This window comes from Albimonas pacifica (assembly GCF_900113695.1).
GTDB lineage: Bacteria > Pseudomonadota > Alphaproteobacteria > Rhodobacterales > Rhodobacteraceae > Albimonas > Albimonas pacifica.
Genome location: NZ_FOQH01000005.1, coordinates 466,956 through 488,539, shown reverse-complemented (window position 1 = coordinate 488,539; position 21,584 = coordinate 466,956). Strand labels below are relative to the sequence as shown.

Genomic DNA, 21,584 nt, shown 5'->3' with positions numbered 1-21,584 from the left:
GCAGGTAAGCGCGGCAACGGTTAGGGAGAGGTTGCAATCCGCAAGCGAAATGCGGGGAACTTTCGGGGAAAATCGATGGTCCGGGGGCGATCCGCCCCGCGCCCGCGTTCCGGGGGCGATCCGCCCCCGGGCGAGCTGAAGGGCTCCCCGTCCCGGCGGCGGGCGCCCGCAGGCTCAGGCGGCGGCGCCGGCGCCCTGCCCCTTGGCCCCGTCGCGGATCAGCTTCCACTGGATCGCGTCGAGCAGCGCCTGGAAGGAGGCGTCGACGATGTTGGGCGACACGCCCACCGTCGACCAGCGCCGCCCCTGCCCGTCGGTCGAGTCGATATGCACCCGCGTCACCGCCTCGGTGCCGCCGGAGGTGATGCGGACCTTGAAGTCCACGAGCCGCAGGTCCTCGATGAAGCCCTGGTAGCGGCCGAGATCTTTGGCCAGCGCCCGGCTGAGCGCGTTCACCGGGCCGCGGTCGTCGTCGGTGGCGAGGTCGCGGGACTCGGAGACGGACATGATCCGCTCCCCGTCCACCACGCAGACCACCACCGCCTCGGAGACGGTGATCGCGTCGCCGCGGGCGTTGATCCGCTTCTCGACCATCACCCGGTAGCGCTCGACGTCGAAGAACCTCGGCAGCAGGCCCAGCTCGCGACGGGCCAGCAGCTCGAAACTCGCCTGGGCGCCGTCGTAGGCGTAGCCGGCGTCCTCGCGCGCCTTCACCTCCTCGAGGATGCGGCCGAGGCGCGGGTCGCCCTTCTCCACCTGCAGGCCCATCTCCAGCAGGCGCTGGCGCAGGTTGGACTGGCCGGCCTGGTTGGACATCGGCACCACGCGCTCGTTGCCGACGACCTCGGGGGGGACATGCTCGTAGGTGCTCGGGTCCTTGAGGATGGCGGAGGCGTGCAGGCCCGCCTTGTGGGTGAAGGCGGCCTCGCCGACGTAGGGGGCGTGGCGGTTGGGGGTGCGGTTGAGGATGTCGTCCAGCATCCGGCTGACGCGGGTCAGCTTCGGCAGGTCCTCGCGCTTCACCCCGACCTCGTAGGCGTCGGCGTAGGGTTTTTTCAGCAGCAGCGTCGGGATCAGCGAGGTGAGGTTGGCGTTGCCGCAGCGCTCGCCCAGGCCGTTGAGCGTGCCCTGGATCTGGCGGGCGCCGGCGTCGACGGCCGCCAGCGAGCCCGCCACCGCCATGCCGGTGTCGTCATGGGTATGGATGCCCAGGTTGGCGCCGGGAATGCGTTTGACCACCTGGGAGACGATCTCCCCGATCTCCGCCGGCAGGGTGCCGCCGTTGGTGTCGCACAGGACCACCCAGCGGGCGCCGCCCTCCATCGCCGCCTCGAGGCAGCTCAGCGCGTAGTCGGGGTTGGCTTTGTAGCCATCGAAAAAATGCTCGGCGTCGAACAGGGGCTCGCGCGAGAGGCGGCCGAGGTGGCGGACCGAGTCGCGGATGGCGTCGCGGTTCTCCTCCAGCGTCACGCCCAGCGCGGTCTCGACCTGGTAGTCGTGGGTCTTGCCGACGAGGCAGACGGCGGGGGTCGCTGCGTTTGTCACCCCCGCCAGCACCTCGTCGTTCTCGGCCGAGCGGCCCACCCGCTTGGTCATCCCGAAGGCCGTGAAGGTGGCGCGGGAGAGCCCCGGGGCGCGCTGGAAAAAATCGCTGTCGGTGGGGTTGGCGCCGGGCCAGCCCCCCTCGACGTAGTCGACGCCCAGCGCGTCGAGCGCCCTGGCGATGCGGATCTTGTCCTCGATCGAGAAGGTCACGCCCGAGGTCTGCTGTCCGTCGCGCAGGGTCGTGTCGAAGAGGAAGAGCCGCTCGCGGGTCATCTCAGGGCCTCCAGGGCTGCGGCGTCGAAATCGGCCCCGCGTTCGGCGGTCGTGCCGCCCTTGCCGGTCTGCACCACCAGCCCGGCCTGGTTCATCAGCGCGCGCAGGGCGTCGGCCGTCGCAAAATCCTTCGCCGCCCGCGCCGCGTCGAGCTTCGCGCAGGCCGCTGCGATCACCGCGTCATGGTCCTGCGCGTCCCCCTGCCCCGCGCCCTCGGCGAAGGAGAGGCCGAAGCCGAGGAACACGGCGGTGTCGACCACCTGCTGAAGCGCCTCGGGGTCCGAGTCGGGCCGGGTCAGCACCTCGCCCGCGAAGCGGTGCAGGGCGCGCAGGGCGCCGTAGGTGTCGAGGTCGTCGGAGAGGCGCTCGATCACCTCCTCCAGCACGTCGGGGTCGTCCGCGTCGGGAGAGATCCCGGCGCGCCGCGCCCGATCCGCGAGGCGGTTCAGGCGGTTGAGGATGGCGCGGGCCTGCTCGACCACCGCCTCGGTCCAGTCCAGCTCGTCGCGGTAATGGGCGTTGAGCAGGATGGCGCGGATCACGTCGGCGGGGATTTCCGCCAGCTTGTCATGGGCGGTGAAGAAGTTGCCGAGGCTCTTCGACATCTTCTTGCCGTCGACCCGGATCATGCCGTTGTGCAGCCAGACCTCGGCGAACCCGTGGTCGGGGGCGGCGCAGCAGGACTGGGCGATCTCATTCTCGTGGTGGGGGAACATCAGGTCGGCGCCGCCGCCGTGGATGTCGAAATCCTCGCCCAGCAGTTCCTTGGACATGGCCGAGCACTCGATGTGCCAGCCCGGGCGGCCGCGGCCCCAGGGGCTGTCCCAGCCGGGCTGCTCTGGCGTCGAGGGCTTCCAAAGCACGAAGTCCATCGGGTTCTTCTTGTAGGGCGCGACCTCGACGCGCGCGCCGGCGATCATGTCCTCGACCGAGCGGCCCGAGAGCTTTCCGTAGTCGGGATAGCTGTCGACGGAGAACAGCACGTGGCCCTCGGCCTCGTAGGCGTGGCCCGAGGCGACCAGCGTCTCGATCATCGCGACCATGCCGGGGATGTGGCCGGTGGCGCGAGGCTCGTGCGTGGGGCGCAGGACGCCGAGCGCGTCCATGTCCTGATGATACCACTCGGTCGTCTCGGCGGTCAGCTTCGCGATCGCCTCGAGCGGGGGCATCTCGGGGTAGAGCTGGGCGGCGCGGTCGTTGATCTTGTCCTCGACGTCCGTGAAATTGCGCACGTAGTCGACCCGGTCGGCGCCGTAGACCAGGCGCAGCAGGCGGAACAGGACGTCGAACACCACCGCGGGGCGGGCGTTGCCGATGTGGGCGCGGTCGTAGACGGTGGGGCCGCAGACGTACATGCGCACCCGCGGATCCTCGGCGCCCAGGCGCCAGTCGCGGGGGATGAAGGCGGTCGTCTCGCCGGTGGCGGAGTTCCGCAGCTTCAGCGGGTGATGGGTCATGTCGGCCTCGGCGGTCGCGCGTGGATGCAGCGGGGCCCGCGGCCGGCCGTTGGTCTTTCTTGGATCGGGGAAAGAGCGAACGCCGCCGCGGACTGTCGTCAGCGGGTAATGCAGATCCCGATGCAGATCGGGAGGGTGTGGGGCGTCGCGGTCATGGCGCGGTGTATGACGCCTGTGCGGGCGCATGGCAAGCGTCCATTGCATCGCCGCCCAACCGGCCTGCCGCGCGACGTCAAGCGGGGATGCAGGGGCCCCCGGCGGCCCCGCCGGATCAGGTCGCGGCCGTGGCCCCGCCGGATCAGCTCGCGGCCGTGGCCGCGGCGGGCTCAGCTCGCGGCCGAGGCCGCGGCGGCGCCGCCGGCGGCGCGGTCCATCAGGCGACGCGCCTCGGCCAGCGGCATCGGGCGGCCGAAATAGTAGCCCTGCGCCTGCTCGCAGCCGTGGCGGCGCAGGCGCTCGAGGTGGGAGGCGTCCTCCACCCCCTCGGCCATCACCGGCATGTTCAGCGCGCGGGCCTGGAGCAGCGTCGCCTCGACCATCGCCGCGGCGGCCGGGTCGCGGTCCATCGCGTCGATGAACGCCCGGTCGATCTTCAGCCGGTCGAAGGGGAAGGAGCGCAGCGCGCCCAGCGAAGCGAGCCCCGCCCCGTAGTCGTCCATCGCCACCCGCACGCCGAGCGCCTTGAGCTCGACCATCACCTCCAGCAGGCGGCCGTGGTCGGCGATCAGGCTCGCCTCGGTCAGCTCGATCTCCAGCCGCTCGGGCGCGAGGCGGGCGGCGAGCAGCGCATCGGAGACCTGCTCGGCGAAGTCGGTCTGGGTGAGCTGGCCGGGCGAGGCGTTGACCGAAACGCCGAACGCCTCCGGCCAGTCGGCGGCGGCGCGGCAGGCCTCGCCGATCACCCAGGCGCCGATGGGGCGGATCAGGCCGGTCTGCTCGGCCACCGGCACGAACTCGCCCGGCAGGGTCAGGCCGTGGCCCGGGCGCCGCCAGCGCAGCAGCGCCTCGAACCCGGTGATGCGCCCGTCGGCCAGCAGCGCCTGGGGCTGGAACCACAGCTCGAACTCGCCGCGCGCCAGCGCCTCGCGCAGCTCCATCGCCACCGCCGAGCGGGCGCGCACCGCCTCGTCCATGCGGCTCTCGTAGAAGCGCGGCGACTCGCCCGCGTCGCCCTTGGCGCGGTAGAGCGCGAGGTCGGCGCGCGACTGCAGCGCGGCGGGCGTGTCGGCGTCGCCGGGGAACAGGGCCACGCCGATCCCGCAGCCGACCGAGAGCGACAGGCCCTGCCAGTCCACCGGCGCACGCACCGCGGCGGCGAGGCGGCGGGCGAAGGCCTCCGCCTCCTCTCGGTCGGCGAGGCCGGTCTTGAAGGCGACGAACTCGTCGCCCCCGGTGCGCGCCGCGAACTCCCCCGGGCCGAGGGCTTCGGCGAGCGCAGCCGCCACCCCGCGCAGCAGCGCGTCGCCGGCGTCGTGGCCGTGGACGTCGTTGACCGGCTTGAAGCGGTTGAGGTCGATGGCCGCGACCGCGAGGCGCGCGTGCAGCGCGGCGGAGGCCGAGACCGCCTCCCCCAGCGCGTCCTGCAGGCAGGCCCGGTTGGGAAGCTGGGTCAGCGGGTCGTGCAGCGCCATGTGGCGGTAGCGGGCCCGCGCCTCGCGCACGGCGGAGCGGTCGATGACGATGAAGGCCGCGCCGAGGATCAGCACGATGGCGGTCAGGGTCACCACCAGCAGGGCGATGCCGTGGTCGTCCATCATGCCCGCCGGGATCGCGACCGAGGCGTCGGGCGCGAACTCGGCCACGTGGAAGCCGATCCAGAACATGCCGCCCATGCAGATCACGAACGCGCCCGCCGCCTGCCAGGGCGCGCCGGCGCGCGAGCGGTTGCGCAGGATCGCCGAAGCCGCGGCGCAGATCAGCGACGCCCAGGCGACCAGCGCCGCGAGCATGTCGGCGCGCCACAGCGTTCGCCCCTCCGCCGCGACGGCGGCGATGTTGGAGACCTGCACCCCCGAGGTCAGCAGCCCGTAGCCCGCCCCCACCACCAGCGCCGCGGCGACTCCGCGCCGGCCGTGGGCGTATTGCAGCAGGCCGACGCCGCCGGCGACGGCGACCACGAAGGAGAGGATCACCAGCACGGGGTCGTGGGCGTGGGGCGCCCCCTCGATGTAGCCGAGCCCCAGAAGGGTCTGCATCGCCCAGATGTCGGCGCCCGAGGTGATCCCGGTCAGCACCAGCCACCAGCGCCGCCGCTCCCGCGCCTCGACGCAGGCGCGCAGGTAGAAGCGCACCGACAGCGCCACGCCCGTCGCCCCGACGACCAGCGCGGCGGCGATCATCCTGGGGTCATGGCCGAGGGCGGCGGGGTCGAGCATCGCAGGCGGCTCCGTGTCGGATCGCCTCCCCGCTATCCGACGGGCGTGAAGAAACCTCAAACGCGGGGGGCCCGGGCGCCGCCGATCTGCGCCGTCCGCGCCGTCCGCCGATCCGCGCCGCCTGCGGCCCGCCGCGGCGAAGCGCGGGACGGACCCGCGGCTCACCCCGCGATGCGGCTCGCCGCAGGCGCGGGCGCGGCTTCGGACCGGGGGAAGCCGACGGCGGGACCGGAGGCGCGCTCCCCCTGCGGCGGGATCGCGCCCGGGGCGGGGGGCGCGGGGGCCGGGGCGGATGCGGCGGGAGGCGGGTCGCTCGCGCCGGCGTCCGGCGGCGGGGAGGCGGCGGGCCCGGCCGGCGCCATGCCCATGCGGCGGCGGACGGCTTCGGCCTCGATCGGGCGGCCGAAAAGGAAGCCCTGCCCCTCGGTGCAGCCTTCCTCGCGCAGGAAGCGCAGGCCGTCCTCGGAGGAGATGCCCTCCGCCAGCACCGGGATCGACAGCGCCCGGCCCAGCAGCAGGGTCGAGCGCACGATGGCCAGCGACTGGGGATCGCGGCCGAGGCTCTCGACGAAGCCGCGGTCGATCTTGATCTTGTCGAAGGGAAAGCTGCGCAGCGCCGCCAGCGAGGCGTAGCCCGCCCCGTAGTCGTCCATCGCCACCCGCACGCCGATGGCCTTGAGCTCGATCATCACCGCGCGCAACTGCTCGTGGTCGGCGATCATCGAGGCCTCGGTCACCTCAAGCTCCAGCCGTCCCGCCTCGAGGCCGGAGGCGAGCAGCGCGTCGCGCACCAGTTCGACGAAGTCGGACTGGGCGAGCTGCACCGGGGCCACGTTGACCGCCACCCCCACCGGCTCGATCCAGGCCGCCGCCTCCCGGCAGGCGGCGTGCAGGACCCAGGCGCCGATGTCGCGGATCAGCCCGGTGCTCTCGGCCACGGGGATGAAGGCGTCGGGGGCGAGCAGCCCCCGCTCGGGGTGGCGCCAGCGGATCAGCGCCTCGTAGGCGATGACCGCGCCGTCGCCGAGCGAGGTCTGGGGCTGGTAGCGCAGTTCGAACTCGCCGCGCGCCAGCGCCTGGCGCAGCTCCATCGCCAGCGCCGAGCGGTCGCGCGAGGCCTCGTCCATGCGCCGGTCGTAGAAGACGATCTCGCCCCCCGCCTCCTTCTTGGCGCGGTAGAGCGCGAGGTCGACCCGGGTCAGCAGCGCGCCCGCGTCCTCGCCGTCGCGCGGGTGCAGCGCGATGCCCAGGCTCGCGCCCACGCCCAGGCTCGACCCCGCCCAGTCGATCGGGACCACGATGGCGTCGTGGAGGCGGCGGGCGAACCGCTCCGCCTCCTCGCGGGCGCAGGGGAACTTCAGGGCCACGAACTCGTCCCCGCCCGCGCGCGCGAAGACCTCCCCCGGGGCGAGCGCCGCACGCACGCGCTGGGCGATGCCCTGCAGCACCGCGTCGCCGGCGGCGTGGCCCTGCACGTCGTTGATCGGCTTGAAGCGGTCGAGGTCGACCCCCACCACCGCCAGCGTCGCGCCGCCGTGGCCGATGCCGTCGGCCTCGGTCCGGCCGCGCGCCTCCTCCAGCATCCGCTCCAGCGCCTGGGCGAGGAAGGCGCGGTTGGGCAGGCCGGTCAGCGGATCGTGCAGGGCGAGGTGGCGGAACTTCTCCTCCTCCGCCCGGGCGGAGGCGAGGTCGATGCGCGAGAACAGGAAGGTGATCGCCGCGCAGAGCGCCGAGATCGCCCCGACCATGAAGCCCAGCGAGCCGCCGTCGACCAGCCCCGCGGGGACGGCCGCGTCGGGGTCGGGCGCGAACTCGATCGCCTGGGCGGCGAAGCCGGTCATGCCCAGGATGCTGACCTGGATCAGGATCACGCCGCGGCGGCGGCGGATCATCCGCTCCGGCCCGTGCAGCAGCAGCGAGGCGTAGCCGAAGGCGCCCAGCGCGAACCCCGCCGCGACGCCCCCGAGCAGGGGATCGAACTGGAAGCGCCCGGGCGCGTGCATCGCCTCGAGCGCGAGCAGGTAGACCGCGAGCCCCGCCGCCCCCGACCCCGAGCCCATCGAGATCGCCTGGACGACGCTGCGCTCCCCCTCCAGCCCCGCGTTGAACACCGCCACGCAGAGGCCGATCGCGAGCGCCAGCGCCAGCGCCAGCGGGGCCACGTCGAAGCCCACCGTCGCCTGCCCGCCCTGCCCGTCGCTCCAGCGATGGCCGAGCACGATCAGCATGCCCGTCGACCAGGCCATGATGCCCACGGTGGCCCCGACCAGCGTCTGCCAGAGGCGCCGACGCTCCCGCGGTTCATGGGCCATGCGGATCAGGAAGCGCGAGATCGCGAGCGCGGTCAGCGCGACATAGGCGAGCGTGCCCGCCAGGAAGGCGAGGTGGAATCCGTCCTCCGCCCCGGTGATCTCGGCCGTCATCGTCGTCCTCGCGCACGCCTGCGCGTCCGGCCTAGGGCAAAGGCATGAACAAACCGCAAAGCCCGGCGCGCGCTCGGTTGACCGGCGCGGGCGGGCGGCGCTAGATGCGCCGGCGCATGCGCAGGGCCCCTTAGCTCAACTGGATAGAGCAGCGGACTTCTAATCCGCAGGTTGAGGGTTCGAGTCCTTCAGGGGTCGCCAGCGCCGGGCCGCTCAGCCCCGCAGCGCGCGCCGCAGGACGGCGGCGAGATTGGCCAGCGCCAGCGCCGCCGAGGCCGCCAGCACCACCGAGGGGCCCGCCGGCGCGTCCCAGGTCCAGGACGCCCCCAGCCCCCCCAGAACCGAGCCCGCCCCGATCAGCGCGGCGGCGAGCGCCATGCGCTCGGGCGTGGGCGAGACGGCGCGGGCGGCGGCGGCGGGGATCACCAGAAGCGCCGTGATCAGCAGCGCGCCCACCACCTTCAGCGCCGCCGCGACCAGGAAGGCCAGCGCCAGCATCAGGATCAGCCGCTCGCGCGCAGGATCGCGCCCCTCGGCGGCGGCGAGATCGGGGGAGAGGGTGGCGGTCAGCAGGCCCGTCCAGCGCCAGGCCAGCAGGGCCAGGGCGGCGGCGGCGCCGAAGAGGATCGTCCACACGTCGCCCTTCGAAACTGCGAGGATGTCGCCGAATAGATACCCCATCAGGTCCAGCCGCGCCCCCGGCAGGAAGGCCATCGCCACCAGGCCCGCCGCGAGCGCGGTATGCGCCGCCACCCCCAGCAGCGTGTCGGCGGCGTAGGAGCGCCCGGCCGACAGCGCCACCGCCGCGGCCATCAGCCCGGCCAGCGCCAGCACGCCCGCGAAGACCGGGATCTCGAGCGCCAGCGACGCCGCCACGCCCAGGATCGCGGCATGGGCGGTGGCGTCGCCGAAATAGGCCATCCGCCGCCAGACCACGAAGCAGCCCAGCGGCCCCGCCGCCAGCGCCGCCGCCACGCCCGCGATCGCGGCGCGCGCCAGGAAGTCGTCCAGCAGCCCCATCAGCCCTGACCCGCGCCCCGCCCCTGGGGGCCATGGTCATGGTCGTGGTCATGATCGTGACGATGGGGGCCGTGCCCATGATCGGGGTCATGGTCGTGGTCATGGGCATGGTCGTGGTCATGGCGATAGAGCGCCAGCGCCCCCCCGGTGCCGAAGCCGAACAGGGCGCGGTATTCCGGCGCCGCGGCGACCACGGTGGGCGTGCCCTCGCAGCAGACATGGCCGTTGAGGCAGATCACCCGGTCCGAGGCCGCCATCACCACATGCAGGTCGTGGCTGACCATCAGCACCGCGCAGCCCAGCTCGTCGCGCAGCTCCGCCACCAGCCGGTAGAAGGCCGAGGCGCCGGGCTGGTCGAGGCCGGTGGTCGGCTCGTCGAGCACCAGCAGCTCCGGCCGGCGCAGCAGCGCATGCGCCAGCAGCGCGCGCTGGAACTGGCCGCCGGAGAGCTCGGAGAGCTGGCGGGCGCCGAGGCCGGGGGCGCCGGTCCGCTCCAGAGCCGCCTCGCGCACCGCGCGGTCCCGCTCGCCCGCCAGCGCCAGGAAGCGGTCCACGGTCATCGGCAGCGTGCGGTCGAGGGCCAGCGATTGCGGCACGTAGCCCAGCCGCAGCCCGGGGCGGCGGCGCACCCGGCCGGAGGCGGGCTTCAGCGCGCCGGCGAGCGCCCGCGCGAGGCTGGTCTTGCCGGATCCGTTGGGGCCCACCAGGGTCACGATCTCCCCCGGCCGCAGGCTCAGCGTCACGTCGCGCAGCACCTCGACCCCGTCGTAGCGGATCGAGACGCCGGTCGCCTCGACCAGCGGCGGCGCCTCGGCGCGCGCGGCGGGAACGGCGGCGGCGGCGGGGTCTGCGGCGGCGGCGCTCATTCGCAGGGGCTCATTCGGAGGGGCGGGCCTGGCAGTCGGGGCAGACGCCCTCGATCTCGACCACCGTGCGCTCGACCTCGAAGCCGAGGTCGCGCGCCGCGTCGGCGACCGAGGCGGCGGCGGGCCCGGCCGAGGTCTCGGCCACCCGCCGGCAGCCGCGGCAGATCATGAAGGCGGGGGCGTGGGCGGTCTCGGCCCCCTCGTCGGGATGGGCGCAGGCGACGAAGGCGTTGAGCTTCTCGATCCGATGCGCGAAGCCGTTGGCCACCAGGAAGTCCAGCGCCCGATAGGCCACCGGCGGCTGGGCGGCGTGGCCGCCGGCGCGCAGCCGCTCGAGCACGTCGTAGGCGCCGAGCGCCTCATGCGAATCCAGCAGGATCTCCAGCACCCGCGCGCGGGCCGGCGTCAGGCGCAGGCCGCGCTCGGCGCAGGCGGCCTCGACCGAGGCGCGCGCCGAGGCGACGCACCGGCCGTGGTCGTGGCGCTGGAAGGCCGCGGGAGGGGCGGCGGGATCGGGGGCCGGATCGCTCATCTGTTACTGTATAACATTTCACTTGTTATGATGTAACGCAATTGCTACCTGCTGCGCCGGCAAGAGGCAACCGGCGCGGCCGGGAGCGGAGACGACGGACGCCCCCCGAGGCGGGGCGGGAAAGGCGAGACGGGCATGACGGCGATGCGCTGGGCGATTGCGGGGCTGGGGCTGACGCTTGCGGGGCTGGGTCAGGCGGGCGGGGCGCGCGCGCAGGAGCCGCCGCGGGTGGTGGCCGACATCCCGCCCGTGCAGTCGCTGGCGGCGATGGCGATGGCCGGCGTCGGCGAGGTGGAGCTGATCGTGCCCCCCGGCGCCTCGCCCCACGGCTTCTCGATGCGCCCCAGCCAGGCGCGGGCGCTGGAGCAGGCGCAGCTGGTGATCTCGGTGGGGCCGGAGCTCGCGCCCTGGCTCGCCGAGGCCGCCGACGCGCTGGCGGGGCCCCAGGCGGTGCGGCTGGACCTCCTCGACCAGCCCGGCACGCTGCTGCTGGAGGCGCGCGACGAGGCGGTGTTCCGCCACGATCATGACGCCCATGACGAGGGCGAGGGCGAGGACGGGTCGGCGGAGGACCACGCCGACGACCCCGTCGAGCGCCACGACGAGACCCACGACGACGACGCCCACGTGCACGACGACCACGATCACGGCCACGACCACGGCGGCGTCGACCCGCACGCCTGGCTGAACCCCGACAACGCGGTGGTCTGGCTGGAGGCCATCGCCGAGGCGCTGGCCCGGATCGACCCGGCCCGCGCCGAGACCTACGCCGCCAACGCCGCCGCCGGCCGGGCCCGGATCGAGGCCGCGGCGCAGGAGGCGGCCGACCTGCTCGCCCCCGTCCACGGGCGCCCCTACGTGGTCTTCCACGACGCCTACCGCCATTTCGAGCGCCGCTTCGACATGCCCGCGGCGGCGGCCGTCTCGCTCAGCGACGCGGCCCAGCCGGGCGCGCGCCGGGTGGCGGAGGTGCAGGCGGCGGTGGCCGAGAGCGAGGCGCTGTGCGTCTTCGCCGAGCCGCAGATGCCGCCGCAGCTCCTCGACTCGGTGGCGGGCGAGACGGTCCGCCGCGGCGTGCTCGACCCGCTGGGGGCGACGCTGGCCCCGGGGCCGGAGCTCTATCCCACGCTGATCGTGAACATGGCCCAGAGCCTCTTCGAATGCCTCGCCGACCGGGCCTGAAGCCCGCGGCCGCGCCGCCGCCTGCAGCGACGCAGGGCCGAGCGCGGCGCCCGAACAAGAAACGCCCCGGAGGATCCTCCGGGGCGTTTCTTGTTGCGGGAGGGCGGTCGCCCTGCCCGGTCGCTCGGAGGCGGCTCAGAAGCCGTATTCGGCCTCCCACACGTAGTCCGCGTAGTTCTTGATCGAGCGGTCGGAGCTGAAGCGCCCCATGCCGGCGATGTTGATCGTCGACTTGCGCAGCCAGTCGCGGCGGTCCTTCCAGGCGTCGTCGATGCGGCGCTGGACGGTCCAGTAGCTGGTGAAGTCGGCCGTCACCATGAACCAGTCGTGGTGGCGCAGCGTGTCGCCGATGGCGCGGAACCGGCCTGGGTCGTCGGGCGAGAACACGCCCCGCTCGATCTGGGTGATGACGCGGGCCAGACGCTCGTCCGCCTCGATGGCGGGGCGCGAGTCGTAGCCCTTGTCGCGCATCGCGTTCACCTCGTCGGCGGTCTTGCCGAAGATGAAGATGTTCTCGGGGCCCACCGCCTCGCGGATCTCGACGTTGGCGCCGTCGAGGGTGCCGACCGTCAGCGCGCCGTTCATCGAGAGCTTCATGTTGCCGGTGCCGGACGCCTCCATGCCCGCGGTCGAGATCTGCTCCGACAGGTCGGCGGCGGGGATCAGACGCTCGGCCATCGAGACGTTGTAGTTGGGCGGGAACACGATCTTGAGCTTGTCGCCGATCGCCGGGTCCTCGTTGATCTTCTTGCCGATGTCGTTGATCAGCTTGATGATCAGCTTGGCCTGCTGGTAGCCCGGCGCCGCCTTGCCGCCGAACAGTTTTACGCGGGGCGTCCAGTCCTTGCCGGGATTGTCGCGGATCTCGTTATAGAGCGCCGCCGCCTCCAGGATGTTCAGAAGCTGGCGCTTGTATTCGTGGATGCGCTTGATCTGCACGTCGAACATGGCGTCGGGGTCGACGCCCACGCCGGTATGCTCGAGCATCCAGTTCGACAGCGACGCCTTGTTGATGCGCTTGGCGTCCCACAGCGCGTCCTGGAAGGACTTCTGCGTGGCGTGGCCGCGCAGCCGCTCGAGCTTGTCGAGGTCGGTGATCCAGCCCTCGCCCACGGTCTCGTTCAGAAGGTCGCGCAGGCGCCCGTTGCAGGTGTTGATCCAGCGCCGCGGGGTCACGCCGTTGGTGACGTTGACGATGCGCTCGGGGTGCAGCTCGTGCAGGTCCTTGAAGACGGTGCGCTTCATCAGGTCGGTGTGCAGCGCCGAGACGCCGTTCACCTTGCACGAGCCGACGAAGGCGAGGTTGCCCATCCGGATCTCGCCATGGTCGATGATCCGCGTGCTCTCGGGCCGGTCCGGGAACTCCTGCTCATGCCTGCGGTTGATCTTCTCGATGATCTGCAGGTGGCGCGGCAGGACGCGGGACATCAGGTCCCACGACCAGCGCTCCAGCGCCTCGGGCATCAGGGTGTGGTTGGTGTAGTGCAGCGTCCCGCGGGAGATCTCGAAGGCCTCGTCGAAGGACATGCCGTGGCGGTCGATCAGCAGGCGCACCAGCTCGGCCACCGCGATGGCGGGGTGGGTGTCGTTGAGCTGGATGGCGACCTTGTTGGGCAGCTCCCGCAGGTCCTTGTGGTCGGAGACGAACCGGCGCAGCAGGTCGCGGATCGAGGCGGCGGTGAAGAAGTACTCCTGCTTCAGCCGCAGCTCCTTGCCCTGGGGGGTCGTGTCGTCGGGATAGAGCACCCGGCTGATGGTCTGCGCCAGGATCGCCGGCGCGGCCGCCCCCACGAAGTCGCCGCGGTTGAAGCGGTCGAGCTCGAACAGGCGCTCGGGCTTGGCGGACCACAGGCGCAGCGTGTTGGTCCAGCGGCCGCCCCAGCCGGGGACGGGCGTGTCGTAGGCGGCGGCGATCACCACCTCCTCGGGCTCCCACTCGGCCGCGTCGCCCTCGGTCGTGCGGACCGAGCCGCCGAAGCCGATGCGATGCTGCACCTCGCGGCGCTGGAACTCCCACGGGTGGGCCTGGCGGAGCCACTCCTCCGCCTCCTCCACCTGCCAGCCGTCGTGGAAGCCCTGGCGGAACAGGCCGTGGTCGTAACGGATGCCGTAGCCGTGGGCCGGCAGGCCGACGGTGGACATCGAGTCGAGGAAGCAGGCGGCCAGACGGCCGAGGCCGCCGTTGCCGAGCGCGGCGTCGGGCTCGTCGTCGAGCACCTCGCGCCAGTCGATGCCGTGCTTCTCCATGGCGTGGCGGGCGAGCTCGCCCAGCCCGAGGTTGTCGATCGCGTCCTCGAGCAGGCGGCCGATGAGGAACTCCATCGACAGGTAGTAAACCCGCTTCCGGTCCTCCTTGTAGACCTGGCGGACGCTGTCGAACCACGGGGCCACGACCATGTCGCGGATCGCGTGGGTCAGCGCCAGACGCCAGTCGGAGAGAGTCGCCGTGTCCGTCGTCTTCCCGATCGAGAAGGTCAGGTGATTGAGGACGGCGTCGGCGAGCTCGTCTGCGTCGGCGGGGCGCGAGACGGCGTGGCGAAAGTTCATGGCCTGGTCCCTGTGCTGCACGAGCGAGGTTACTGCACGATAGATTGACGAAGGGCAACAAACAGGGGGCGCGTTCGTCGCAGGTTCAGCGGGTTCGCTCGAATTCTAGGCGCTGCGCAAGGGCGCGCAGCACGTCGGCGCCGCCGATTTGCGCAGCGGCGACGGGGTGGCGACGCCGCCAGTTCGGGGCCTCGACGGTGGTCCCGGGCACGTTCTGGGGCTCGCGCACGCCGAACACGTCGTCGATCTGCACGGCCATCAGGGCCGAGGTTCCGCGGGCCAGCAGCGCGTGGATCGCGTCGCGCAGCGCGGCGTCGGCGAGGGTCGGCGGCGCCTCGGGGTCGAGGCCCTCGGGCAGCAGATCCTCCTCGGCCAGCAGGCGGCACATCGCGGCGCGGCAGAGGGCGCGCTCGGCCCGCACCGCCTCGGCCCCGGCCGCGTCGATGTGGCCCAGCGAAAGCCTCAGGTCGGCGTCGTCCGCCGCCCACCAGCCGGCGAGCGTGGGGGTGTCGTGGGTGCCGAAGGCCGCGAGGCTCGCCTCCGCGAAGTCCCGCGGATTGCGGTAGCCGTGCGGCCCCCCCTCGAACTGCAGGATGGCGCAGCCGTGGAGGTGGGAGGCGGCGAGGCGCTCGCGCAGGCCGTCGGGAACGGTGCCGAGGTCCTCGCCCACCACGACGCAATTGCGCTTGGCGGCCTCGATCCTCACCAGCGCCATCAGCATCTCGGTGGGGTACTTGACGTAGCCGCCGGGGGTTCCGTCCTCCGGCGCCCAGAAGCAGCGGTCGAGGCCGATGACGTGGTCGATGCGCACCGCGCCGGCGTGCTTCATCGCGGCGCGCAGCATCTCGCGGAAGGGCGCGTAGCGCAGGGCGCGCAGCCCCTCGGGGTCGTAGGGGGCGAGGCCCCAGGCCTGGCCCTGGCTGTTGAGCGCATCGGGCGGCGCGCCCAGGCTGACGCCCCGGGCGAAGGCCGCGGGGCTCGACCAGGTCTCGGCCCCGCCCGGGCGCACGCCCACCGCGATGTCGAGGTAGAGGCCGAGCGCCATGCCCGCCTGCGTCGCGGCGGCCTGGGCGGCGGCGAGCTGCTCCTCCGCCTGCCATTGCAGCCAGGCGTGCCAGCGGATGCGGTCGGCCTCGATCGCGGCGAAGGCCGCGACCTCGGCCGAGGCCGGATCCTGCAGCGCCGGCGGCCAGGCGCGCCAGTCGTCGCCGTGCCGCTCCGACAGCGCCTCGTAGATCGCGAAGGGCACGCGGGCTGCGCCGGCGCCGGCGAGCCAGCCCTCGAACGCCTCCGCCTCCGGGGCGCCGGGCGTGGCCCAGCTCCGCGCGTAGAGCGCGCGCAGGGCGGGCTCGCGCAGTCGGCGGTGGAGCTCGGGGTCGGCGAGCGGCCGGCCCTCCCACGCGGCGAGCGCCTGCATCGCGTCGCCGGGCAGCAGGTGGGGCGCGTAGCCTTCCACCAGGCGCGGCGCGACGCGGCGCGCGTCCAGCGCCACCCGGGTCGAGGGCGAATAGGGGCTGATCCCGCCATAGGCCGTCCCCAGCGCATGGATCGGGTTCACGCCGAGGAAGGCCGCGCCGAGGGGGGCGGCGGAGGCCGCGGCCTCGGCCAGATCCGCGAAATCCCCTTCCGCGAGGCTCTGCGGCCCGGTCAGCGCGTAGACGGCGCCGGTCAGGCCCCAGACGCGGGCGCGCCCGGCGACGGCCTCGACCGTGGGGGCGGAGGCGGGGGCGGCGGCGACGAGCACGCTCTCGCCCCCCGCCTCCAGCAGGTGCAGGCCGGGGGGGAGCGGGGGCGTCGGCTCGCCGGCGCCCCCGCGCAGGACGCCGCCGTCCTCCAGCGTCAGGACCCAGCCGAGGGGGACGGGGAGCGTCCAGGGCTCGCCCCCCTGCCCGTCCGGACCCGCGGCCTCGAGCACGACCTCCCGCGGCAGGCGGCGGGCGGCGGCGGCGCGGCGGGCCGCCAGCGCGGCCTCCGCCTCGGCCTCCCCCGTGGGCAGGCCCATGGCCGCCAGCAGCGCCGCGCGGGTGGCGTCGGAGGCGACATGCTCGGCGCCGGTGATCTCGAAATAGCGGTCGAAGACGCCGACCTCGCGCGCGAGTCGGGCGGCGGCGGGCTCGGCCGGGACCGCCTCGAAGACCAGCGCGTGGTCGGCCTCGATCTCCAGCGGGGGCGTGTCGGGGGCCTGCGGCGCGCCGTCCGGGCGGGCGGCGTCGAGCGCGAGCCGCCAGCGCAGGCCGGGGCCGGGCTCGGGCAGCACCAGGGGCGAGGGAGCGGCGCCGGCGTTGATCGCGATCGCCACGGGGGCGCAGTCCGCCCCGCCCCGCAGCACCAGCACCAGGCCGGGAAGCGCGTCGTCCTCCCAGTCGGGCGCGCCGCCGGTCAGGGCGGCCCATTCGGAATCCGGCAGGCCGTCGGGGCGCGGGGCGCCGTGCAGGAAGCCGGGCTGGCGCAGGACCGGCAGGCGGGCGCGCAGGGCCGCGCAGGCGGCGGCGAAGGCGGCGAGCGTCTCGTCGCCCCGCGCCCAGTCGATCCAGGTGGTCTCGTTGTCCTGGCAATAGGCGTTGTTGTTGCCGCCCTGGCTCTGCGCGACCTCGTCGCCGGCGCGCAGCATCGGCGTGCCCTGCGCCACGAAAACCGTCAGCAGCAGGTTGCGCCGGCGGCGCGCGCGGGCGGCCTCCTGCTCGGGCCCGCCGGGGCCCTCGGGGCCCATCGGGTCGCTGTCCTCGTGGGCGTGGCCGTCGCGGTTGTCCTCGCCGTTCGCCCAGTTGCGCCGCTCGGCGTACAGGGTCAGGTCCGCCAGGGTGAACCCGTCGTGGGCCGAGACGAAGTTGACCGAGGACCAGGCCGGCCGGTGGTCGTGGTCGAAGGCTTCGGCCGAGCCCAGCAGGCCGGAGGCGAGGTCGTGCATGCCCCGCGGCTCGCCCTTCCAGAAGCGGCGGGCGGCGTCGCGGAACCCGTCGTTCCAGTCGCGCCAGCCGGGGGGGAACTCGCCGGTGCGCCAGCCGCCGGGGCCGATGTCCCAGGGCTCGGCGATCAGGTGCAGGTCGGCGAGCGCGGGGTCGGCGCGCAGCGTGGCGAGGAAATCGGAGGTCAGGTCCACCTCGCCGTCCCGCCCGCGGGCCAGGACGGGGGCGAGGTCGAAGCGGAAGCCGTCGACGCCCATCCGCTCGGCCCACCAGCGCAGGCTTTCCAGCGTCAGCCGCTGGGCGAAGGATTTTGAAAGATCCAGCGTGTTGCCGCAGCCGGTCTCGTTCGAATACCCGCCGGGCGCGTCCGGATGGTGGCGATACCAGCTCGCGTCGTCGAGGCCGCGGAACAGGATCGAAGGCCCGTCCTCGTCGCTCTCGGCCGAGTGGTTGTAGACCACGTCGAGGATCACCTCGATCCCCGCGCCATGCAGGGCCGCGATCGCCTCGCGCAGGCCCTGGGCGCCCTTCGGCCCCATGTAGCGCGGCGAGGGCGCGAAGAAGCCGAAGGTGTTGTAGCCCCAGTAGTTCGTCAGGCCGAGGCGGACCAGGTGCGGCTCGTCCATGAAGGCGTGGACCGGCAGCAGCTCCAGCGCCGTCACGCCCTGGCGCTTGAGGTGGGCGAGGATCGCGGGGTGGCCGAGCGCCTCGTAGGTGCCGCGGATCTCCGCCGGGACCTCGGGGTGCAGCTCGGTCAGGCCGCGGACATGGGCCTCGTAGACCACCAGCGCCTCGGGCGCGTGGCGCGGGCGCTCGGCGGGGTCGACCTTCGGGCGGTCGTGCACGGCGATGCAGCGGGGCATGAAGGGCGCGCTGTCGGTCGGGTCCGGCGAAAGCGGGTCGCCGGGGGCGTGGGCGCAGAGCGCCTCGTGCCAGCGCGGCTCCCCGGTGAAGGCCAGCGCCCAGGGGTCGAGCAGCAGCTTCGCGGGGTTGAAGCGGTGGCCGGCGGCCGGGTCCCAGGGGCCGTGGGCGCGCAGGGCGTAGAGCTGGCCCTCGGCGATCCCCTCGACATGGGCGTGGCGGACGTCGCCGGTGCGCCCCGGAAGCGCCAGGCGCGCGGTCTCGCGCCCGTCGGGGTCGAAGAGGCACAGCTCGACCCGCTCGGCATGGGCCGAGAGCACGGCGACGTCGGCCCCCGAGCCGTCGAGGCGCAGGCCGAGGACGGCGGGCGATCCGGGCGTGACGCGCAGGCTCATGCGGCCGCCGGCGCGATGCGGCGGTAGAGGGCGGCGTAGGCCTGGGCGCTCTCGTCCCAGCCGACGGGGTGGGACATGGCCTTGCGGGTCAGCTTCGACCAGGCCTTGGCGTCGCGATGCACGTCGCAGGTCCTCCGGATGGCTTGGGCGAGGTCGGCCACGTCGTCGGGCGCATGCAGGAAGCCGGTCGCGGCCCCCGAGCGCAGGGCGGCGGCGTTGGCGTCGACGATGGTGTCGGCGAGCCCGCCGGTGCGCGCCGCCACCGGGGCGGTGCCGTAGCGCAGACCGATCAGCTGGGTCAGGCCGCAGGGCTCGAACCGCGACGGGATCAGGATCGCGTCGGCGCCCGCCTGCAGGAGATGCGAGGCGGGTTCGTCATAGCCGATCTCGACGCCGATGCGGTCGGGATGGGCGGCGGCGGCGGCGAGGAAGGCCTGCTCCAGGTCCTCGTCCCCCGAGCCGATGACGGCCAGCGCCGCCCCCTCCTCGAGCAGCGCCGGCAGCGCCTCGATCAGCAGGTCCAGGCCCTTCTGGCGGGTCATGCGCGAGACGACGCAGAACAAGGGCGCGCCCGGCGCGGGCTCGATCCCGAAGCGGGCGCAGACCGCCTCGCGGTTCGGGGCCTTGAGGCGGGGGCGGTCGTAGTTGACGGCGAGCGCCCGGTCCGTCGCCGGGTCCCAGACGGTCGTGTCGATGCCGTTGAGGATCCCTTCGAGGTCCGAGGCCCTGTGGCGCAGCAGCCCGTCGAGGCCCCAGCCGAAGGACGGCGTCAGCAGCTCGCGCGCATAGGTCGGCGAGACGGTGGTGATGCGCTCGGCATGGGCGAGGCCGCCCTTGAGGAAGCTGACCCGCCCGTGGAACTCCACATGCTCGGGCGAGAACATCGCCTGCGGCAGGGAGAGGGCCGGCAGCGTCTCGGCCCCGAACATGCCCTGAAAGGCGACGTTGTGGATGGTGATCACGGCGCGCGGCGCCTCGGGGCCGATCAGGCGCAGGTAGGTGGGGACCAGGCCCGCCTGCCAGTCGTGGGCGTGCACCGCGTCCGCCCGCCAGCCGTCGAGCCCCCAGGCCGCCACCCCTGCGCCCAGCCAGGACAGCAGGCCGAAGCGCAGGTGGTTGTCGGGCCAGTCGCGCCGGTCGGGCCCGGTGTAGGGGCCGCCCGCGCGGTCGTAGAGGGGCGACTGCGCCAGGATCAGGTCCAGCCCCTCGGCCTCGCCCTCCAGCAGGCGGACCGCGCCGAAGGGGGTCGACCAGGCGTGGGCGCGCGCGCCCTCCAGCCGCTCGGCCAGGCCCGGATAGGCCGGCAGCAGGGTGCGCATCCGCACGCCGAGCGGCGCCAGCGCGCCCGGCAGCGCGCCGGCCACGTCCGCGAGGCCGCCGGTCTTCACCAGGGGCGCGCATTCCGAGACGACGGAGAGGATCTGCAAGAGGGCGGCTCCGGAGAGGCTGCGACGGGATGGGCCGGGGTCAGGATGCACGCCCCCGGACCGGCGGGCAATGAACGGGAGGCCGCAGCGCCCGCGGCCTCTCGACATGGGCGCGACAAGGTTGACGACAGGTTGACGGCGCGGCGGCGGCGGCGCGGCCGGGCCGCTCTCGTGCCTGAGATGGCGCGCGCCGGCGATCTCGCCACGGCTGACGTGGCGACCCCTGCGGGAAGCGGCGCCCCGGGGTCGCCGCCCCGCCCGTCAGCCGTGCCGCCGCGCCTGCCGCGGCGGCTTCTGGAACAGCGAGGCGACGGCCGCGCCCGCCAGCAGGACCGGCGCGCTCCACAACCCTGCCGAGACGTCGCCGGTGGCGTCCGAGATCCAGCCCGACAGGATCGGTCCCGCCGACTGCCCGACCGCGAAGCAGACGGTCATCGCGGCGACGGCGGCGGCGATGGCGCCCGAGCCCAGGTGCCGCTGGGCGATGATGGCGATGGAGCTCGGCCCCGCCATCACGCTGCCCCCGTAGAGCACGGCCGAGGCGTAGGCGCCCACCGGCCCCGGCCAGATCAGCGCCGGCATCGCCCCCACCAGCGTCGCCGCATAGGCCAGCGCCGGCCCGCGGTTCGAGGGCAGCCGCCCCAGCGTCCGCCCCCAGAGCACCGAGGAGAACACCCCCACGCCGCCCATCACGATCCAGAAGCTCGAGGCCAGCGTCTCCGACCCGCCCTGGGCCTTGAGCATGGCGATCACGAAGGTGGTCCAGCCGGCGTAGCCCGCCCCGAAGCAGGTGTAGGCGATCGTGGTGGGCAGGATGTGCAGCGCATCCGCCCGGCTCAGCCGGCCGCCGCTGCGCGGCGCGCCCGGCGGCGTCGCCGCCCGCGCCGCCGGCAGCGCGGCCGCGGTCCCCAGCGCCGCCAGCGCCGCCAGCGCCAGCCAGCCCGCGCGCCAGCCGCTCTCGTCGAGCCCGGCCGCGGCCGGCGCCGCGAGGCCCGAGAGCACGATCCCCGCCGCGGGCCCGGCCGAGTAGACGCCCACCAGCACGCCCCGCCGCTCGGGCGAGGCGCCGGGCGCGGCGCCTCCCGCCAGCGCCGCGCCGAGGATGTAGGCGAAGGCCCCGAAGAAGCCGCCGAGCGCGCGCAGGGCCGAGAGCGCGTCGAGCCCCGTGGGCAGCGCGGTGGCCGCCAGCGTCAGCGCGCTCAGCGCGACCGCCGCCGCGAAGGGCCGCCCCGGCCCCCAGCGCCGCGCGGCCCAGGCCGCGCCGAAGGCGCCGGCCAGGTAGCCCACCGCGTTGAAGGTGTTCAGCGCGCCCGCCTCGACGTAGCTCAGCCCCAGGTCGTCCTGCATCGCCGGCAGCAGCAGCGAATAGGCGAAGCGCGAGAAGCCCAGCGCGATGGCCGAGGCCGCCGACAGCCCCAGCGCCGTCAGCAGGCTGCGCCGCCAGGCGCGGCTGTCGTCGTCCATCCCGGCTCTCCCTCGCGTTTCTTGGGCGAAGGTCTAGCCGAGCGCCGCGCCAAGGGAAACGCCCTCTGCGCCTTCTCCCGTGTCCGCCGCCGCCGGTCCGCGCCGCCGCCGGCGCCGGCGCGCCGGTATGGGCGGGCGGGAGGAGAGCGGGCGTCCGCGCGGGCCCGCCCCCGGCGCAGCCCCTCCCCGGCCCTGCCCGACCGCGCGCCCCGGGGCTCCGGCCCGCCCCGCGCAACCGGCCCCGACCCTCCGGCCCCGCGCGCCCCAGGCCCCGGCCGCCCCACGGCCCCACGCCGGACCGGCCGCGCGGG

General features: G+C 74.2%; 12 protein-coding genes and 1 tRNA gene. 2 read left to right on the top strand and 11 right to left on the bottom strand.

Annotation, left to right across the window (positions count from 1 at the left end; translation table 11 throughout):
* Positions 1 to 174 precede the first annotated feature (174 nt).
* The 4 genes from cimA to BM064_RS13320 form a co-directional block, all read right to left on the bottom strand.
* Positions 175 to 1,818 (bottom strand): citramalate synthase, encoded by a 1,644-nt coding sequence (gene cimA / locus BM064_RS13335; protein WP_092860258.1) that lies wholly within the window; start codon positions 1,816 to 1,818, stop codon positions 175 to 177.
* Positions 1,815 to 3,275, bottom strand: coding sequence for a cysteine--tRNA ligase (gene cysS / locus BM064_RS13330; RefSeq protein WP_092860257.1), 1,461 nt, complete (start codon positions 3,273 to 3,275; stop codon positions 1,815 to 1,817). Before cysS ends, cimA begins: the two co-directional genes overlap by 4 nt.
* 326 nt (positions 3,276 to 3,601) lie before the next feature.
* On the bottom strand, positions 3,602 to 5,650 hold the full coding sequence (locus tag BM064_RS13325; RefSeq protein ID WP_092860256.1) for a putative bifunctional diguanylate cyclase/phosphodiesterase: 2,049 nt from the start codon (positions 5,648 to 5,650) through the stop codon (positions 3,602 to 3,604).
* A gap of 161 nt (positions 5,651 to 5,811) precedes the next feature.
* On the bottom strand, positions 5,812 to 8,073 hold the full coding sequence (locus tag BM064_RS13320; protein ID WP_092860255.1) for a putative bifunctional diguanylate cyclase/phosphodiesterase: 2,262 nt from the start codon (positions 8,071 to 8,073) through the stop codon (positions 5,812 to 5,814).
* A 124-nt stretch (positions 8,074 to 8,197) separates the two neighbouring features.
* Between BM064_RS13320 and BM064_RS13315 the strand changes: the two genes are divergently transcribed.
* A tRNA-Arg gene (locus BM064_RS13315) sits at positions 8,198 to 8,274 on the top strand.
* A 12-nt stretch (positions 8,275 to 8,286) separates the two neighbouring features.
* Here the strand turns inward: BM064_RS13315 and BM064_RS13310 are convergent.
* From BM064_RS13310 to BM064_RS13300, 3 genes are read right to left on the bottom strand one after another with little or no spacing between them, the layout of a single operon-like run.
* On the bottom strand, positions 8,287 to 9,093 hold the full coding sequence (locus BM064_RS13310; protein WP_245779148.1) for an iron chelate uptake ABC transporter family permease subunit: 807 nt from the start codon (positions 9,091 to 9,093) through the stop codon (positions 8,287 to 8,289).
* Positions 9,093 to 9,959 (bottom strand): metal ABC transporter ATP-binding protein, encoded by an 867-nt coding sequence (locus BM064_RS13305; RefSeq protein ID WP_092860254.1) that lies wholly within the window; start codon positions 9,957 to 9,959, stop codon positions 9,093 to 9,095. The genes BM064_RS13310 and BM064_RS13305 overlap by 1 nt, the downstream gene beginning before the upstream one ends.
* 10 nt (positions 9,960 to 9,969) lie before the next feature.
* Positions 9,970 to 10,491: a Fur family transcriptional regulator gene (locus tag BM064_RS13300; RefSeq protein WP_092860253.1), complete on the bottom strand. Its 522-nt coding sequence runs from the start codon at positions 10,489 to 10,491 to the stop codon at positions 9,970 to 9,972.
* A 135-nt stretch (positions 10,492 to 10,626) separates the two neighbouring features.
* Between BM064_RS13300 and BM064_RS13295 the strand changes: the two genes are divergently transcribed.
* The gene (locus tag BM064_RS13295) at positions 10,627 to 11,673 is read left to right on the top strand and encodes a zinc ABC transporter substrate-binding protein (protein ID WP_092860252.1); all 1,047 of its coding nucleotides are present in this window, start codon (positions 10,627 to 10,629) and stop codon (positions 11,671 to 11,673) included.
* Positions 11,674 to 11,808: 135 nt separating this feature from the next.
* Here BM064_RS13295 and BM064_RS13290 read toward each other — a convergent pair whose 3' ends face one another.
* The 4 genes from BM064_RS13290 to BM064_RS13275 all read right to left on the bottom strand — a co-directional run bounded on the left by BM064_RS13290 (position 11,809) and on the right by BM064_RS13275 (position 21,273).
* Positions 11,809 to 14,220 carry a glycogen/starch/alpha-glucan phosphorylase gene (locus BM064_RS13290; protein ID WP_092860251.1) on the bottom strand — a complete coding sequence of 804 codons (2,412 nt, stop codon included), beginning with the start codon at positions 14,218 to 14,220 and terminating at the stop codon, positions 11,809 to 11,811.
* An 85-nt stretch (positions 14,221 to 14,305) separates the two neighbouring features.
* Positions 14,306 to 18,382: a glycogen debranching protein GlgX gene (gene glgX, locus BM064_RS13285; RefSeq protein WP_092860250.1), complete on the bottom strand. Its 4,077-nt coding sequence runs from the start codon at positions 18,380 to 18,382 to the stop codon at positions 14,306 to 14,308.
* On the bottom strand, positions 18,379 to 19,809 hold the full coding sequence (gene glgA / locus BM064_RS13280) for a glycogen synthase GlgA (RefSeq protein ID WP_092860249.1): 1,431 nt from the start codon (positions 19,807 to 19,809) through the stop codon (positions 18,379 to 18,381). The genes glgX and glgA overlap by 4 nt, the downstream gene beginning before the upstream one ends.
* 261 nt (positions 19,810 to 20,070) lie before the next feature.
* The gene (locus tag BM064_RS13275; protein WP_092860248.1) at positions 20,071 to 21,273 is read right to left on the bottom strand and encodes a YbfB/YjiJ family MFS transporter; all 1,203 of its coding nucleotides are present in this window, start codon (positions 21,271 to 21,273) and stop codon (positions 20,071 to 20,073) included.
* Between the last annotated feature and the right edge of the window lie 311 nt (positions 21,274 to 21,584).

Coding starts and splice junctions, on each gene's coding strand:
- cimA (WP_092860258.1), bottom strand. CDS start 1,818: ATGACCCGCGAGCGGCTCTTCCTCTTCGACACGACCCTGCGCGACGGA.
- cysS (WP_092860257.1), bottom strand. CDS start 3,275: ATGACCCATCACCCGCTGAAGCTGCGGAACTCCGCCACCGGCGAGACG.
- BM064_RS13325 (WP_092860256.1), bottom strand. CDS start 5,650: ATGCTCGACCCCGCCGCCCTCGGCCATGACCCCAGGATGATCGCCGCC.
- BM064_RS13320 (WP_092860255.1), bottom strand. CDS start 8,073: ATGACGGCCGAGATCACCGGGGCGGAGGACGGATTCCACCTCGCCTTC.
- BM064_RS13310 (WP_245779148.1), bottom strand. CDS start 9,093: ATGGGGCTGCTGGACGACTTCCTGGCGCGCGCCGCGATCGCGGGCGTG.
- BM064_RS13305 (WP_092860254.1), bottom strand. CDS start 9,959: ATGAGCGCCGCCGCCGCAGACCCCGCCGCCGCCGCCGTTCCCGCCGCG.
- BM064_RS13300 (WP_092860253.1), bottom strand. CDS start 10,491: ATGAGCGATCCGGCCCCCGATCCCGCCGCCCCTCCCGCGGCCTTCCAG.
- BM064_RS13295 (WP_092860252.1), top strand. CDS start 10,627: ATGACGGCGATGCGCTGGGCGATTGCGGGGCTGGGGCTGACGCTTGCG.
- BM064_RS13290 (WP_092860251.1), bottom strand. CDS start 14,220: ATGAACTTTCGCCACGCCGTCTCGCGCCCCGCCGACGCAGACGAGCTC.
- glgX (WP_092860250.1), bottom strand. CDS start 18,382: ATGAGCCTGCGCGTCACGCCCGGATCGCCCGCCGTCCTCGGCCTGCGC.
- BM064_RS13275 (WP_092860248.1), bottom strand. CDS start 21,273: ATGGACGACGACAGCCGCGCCTGGCGGCGCAGCCTGCTGACGGCGCTG.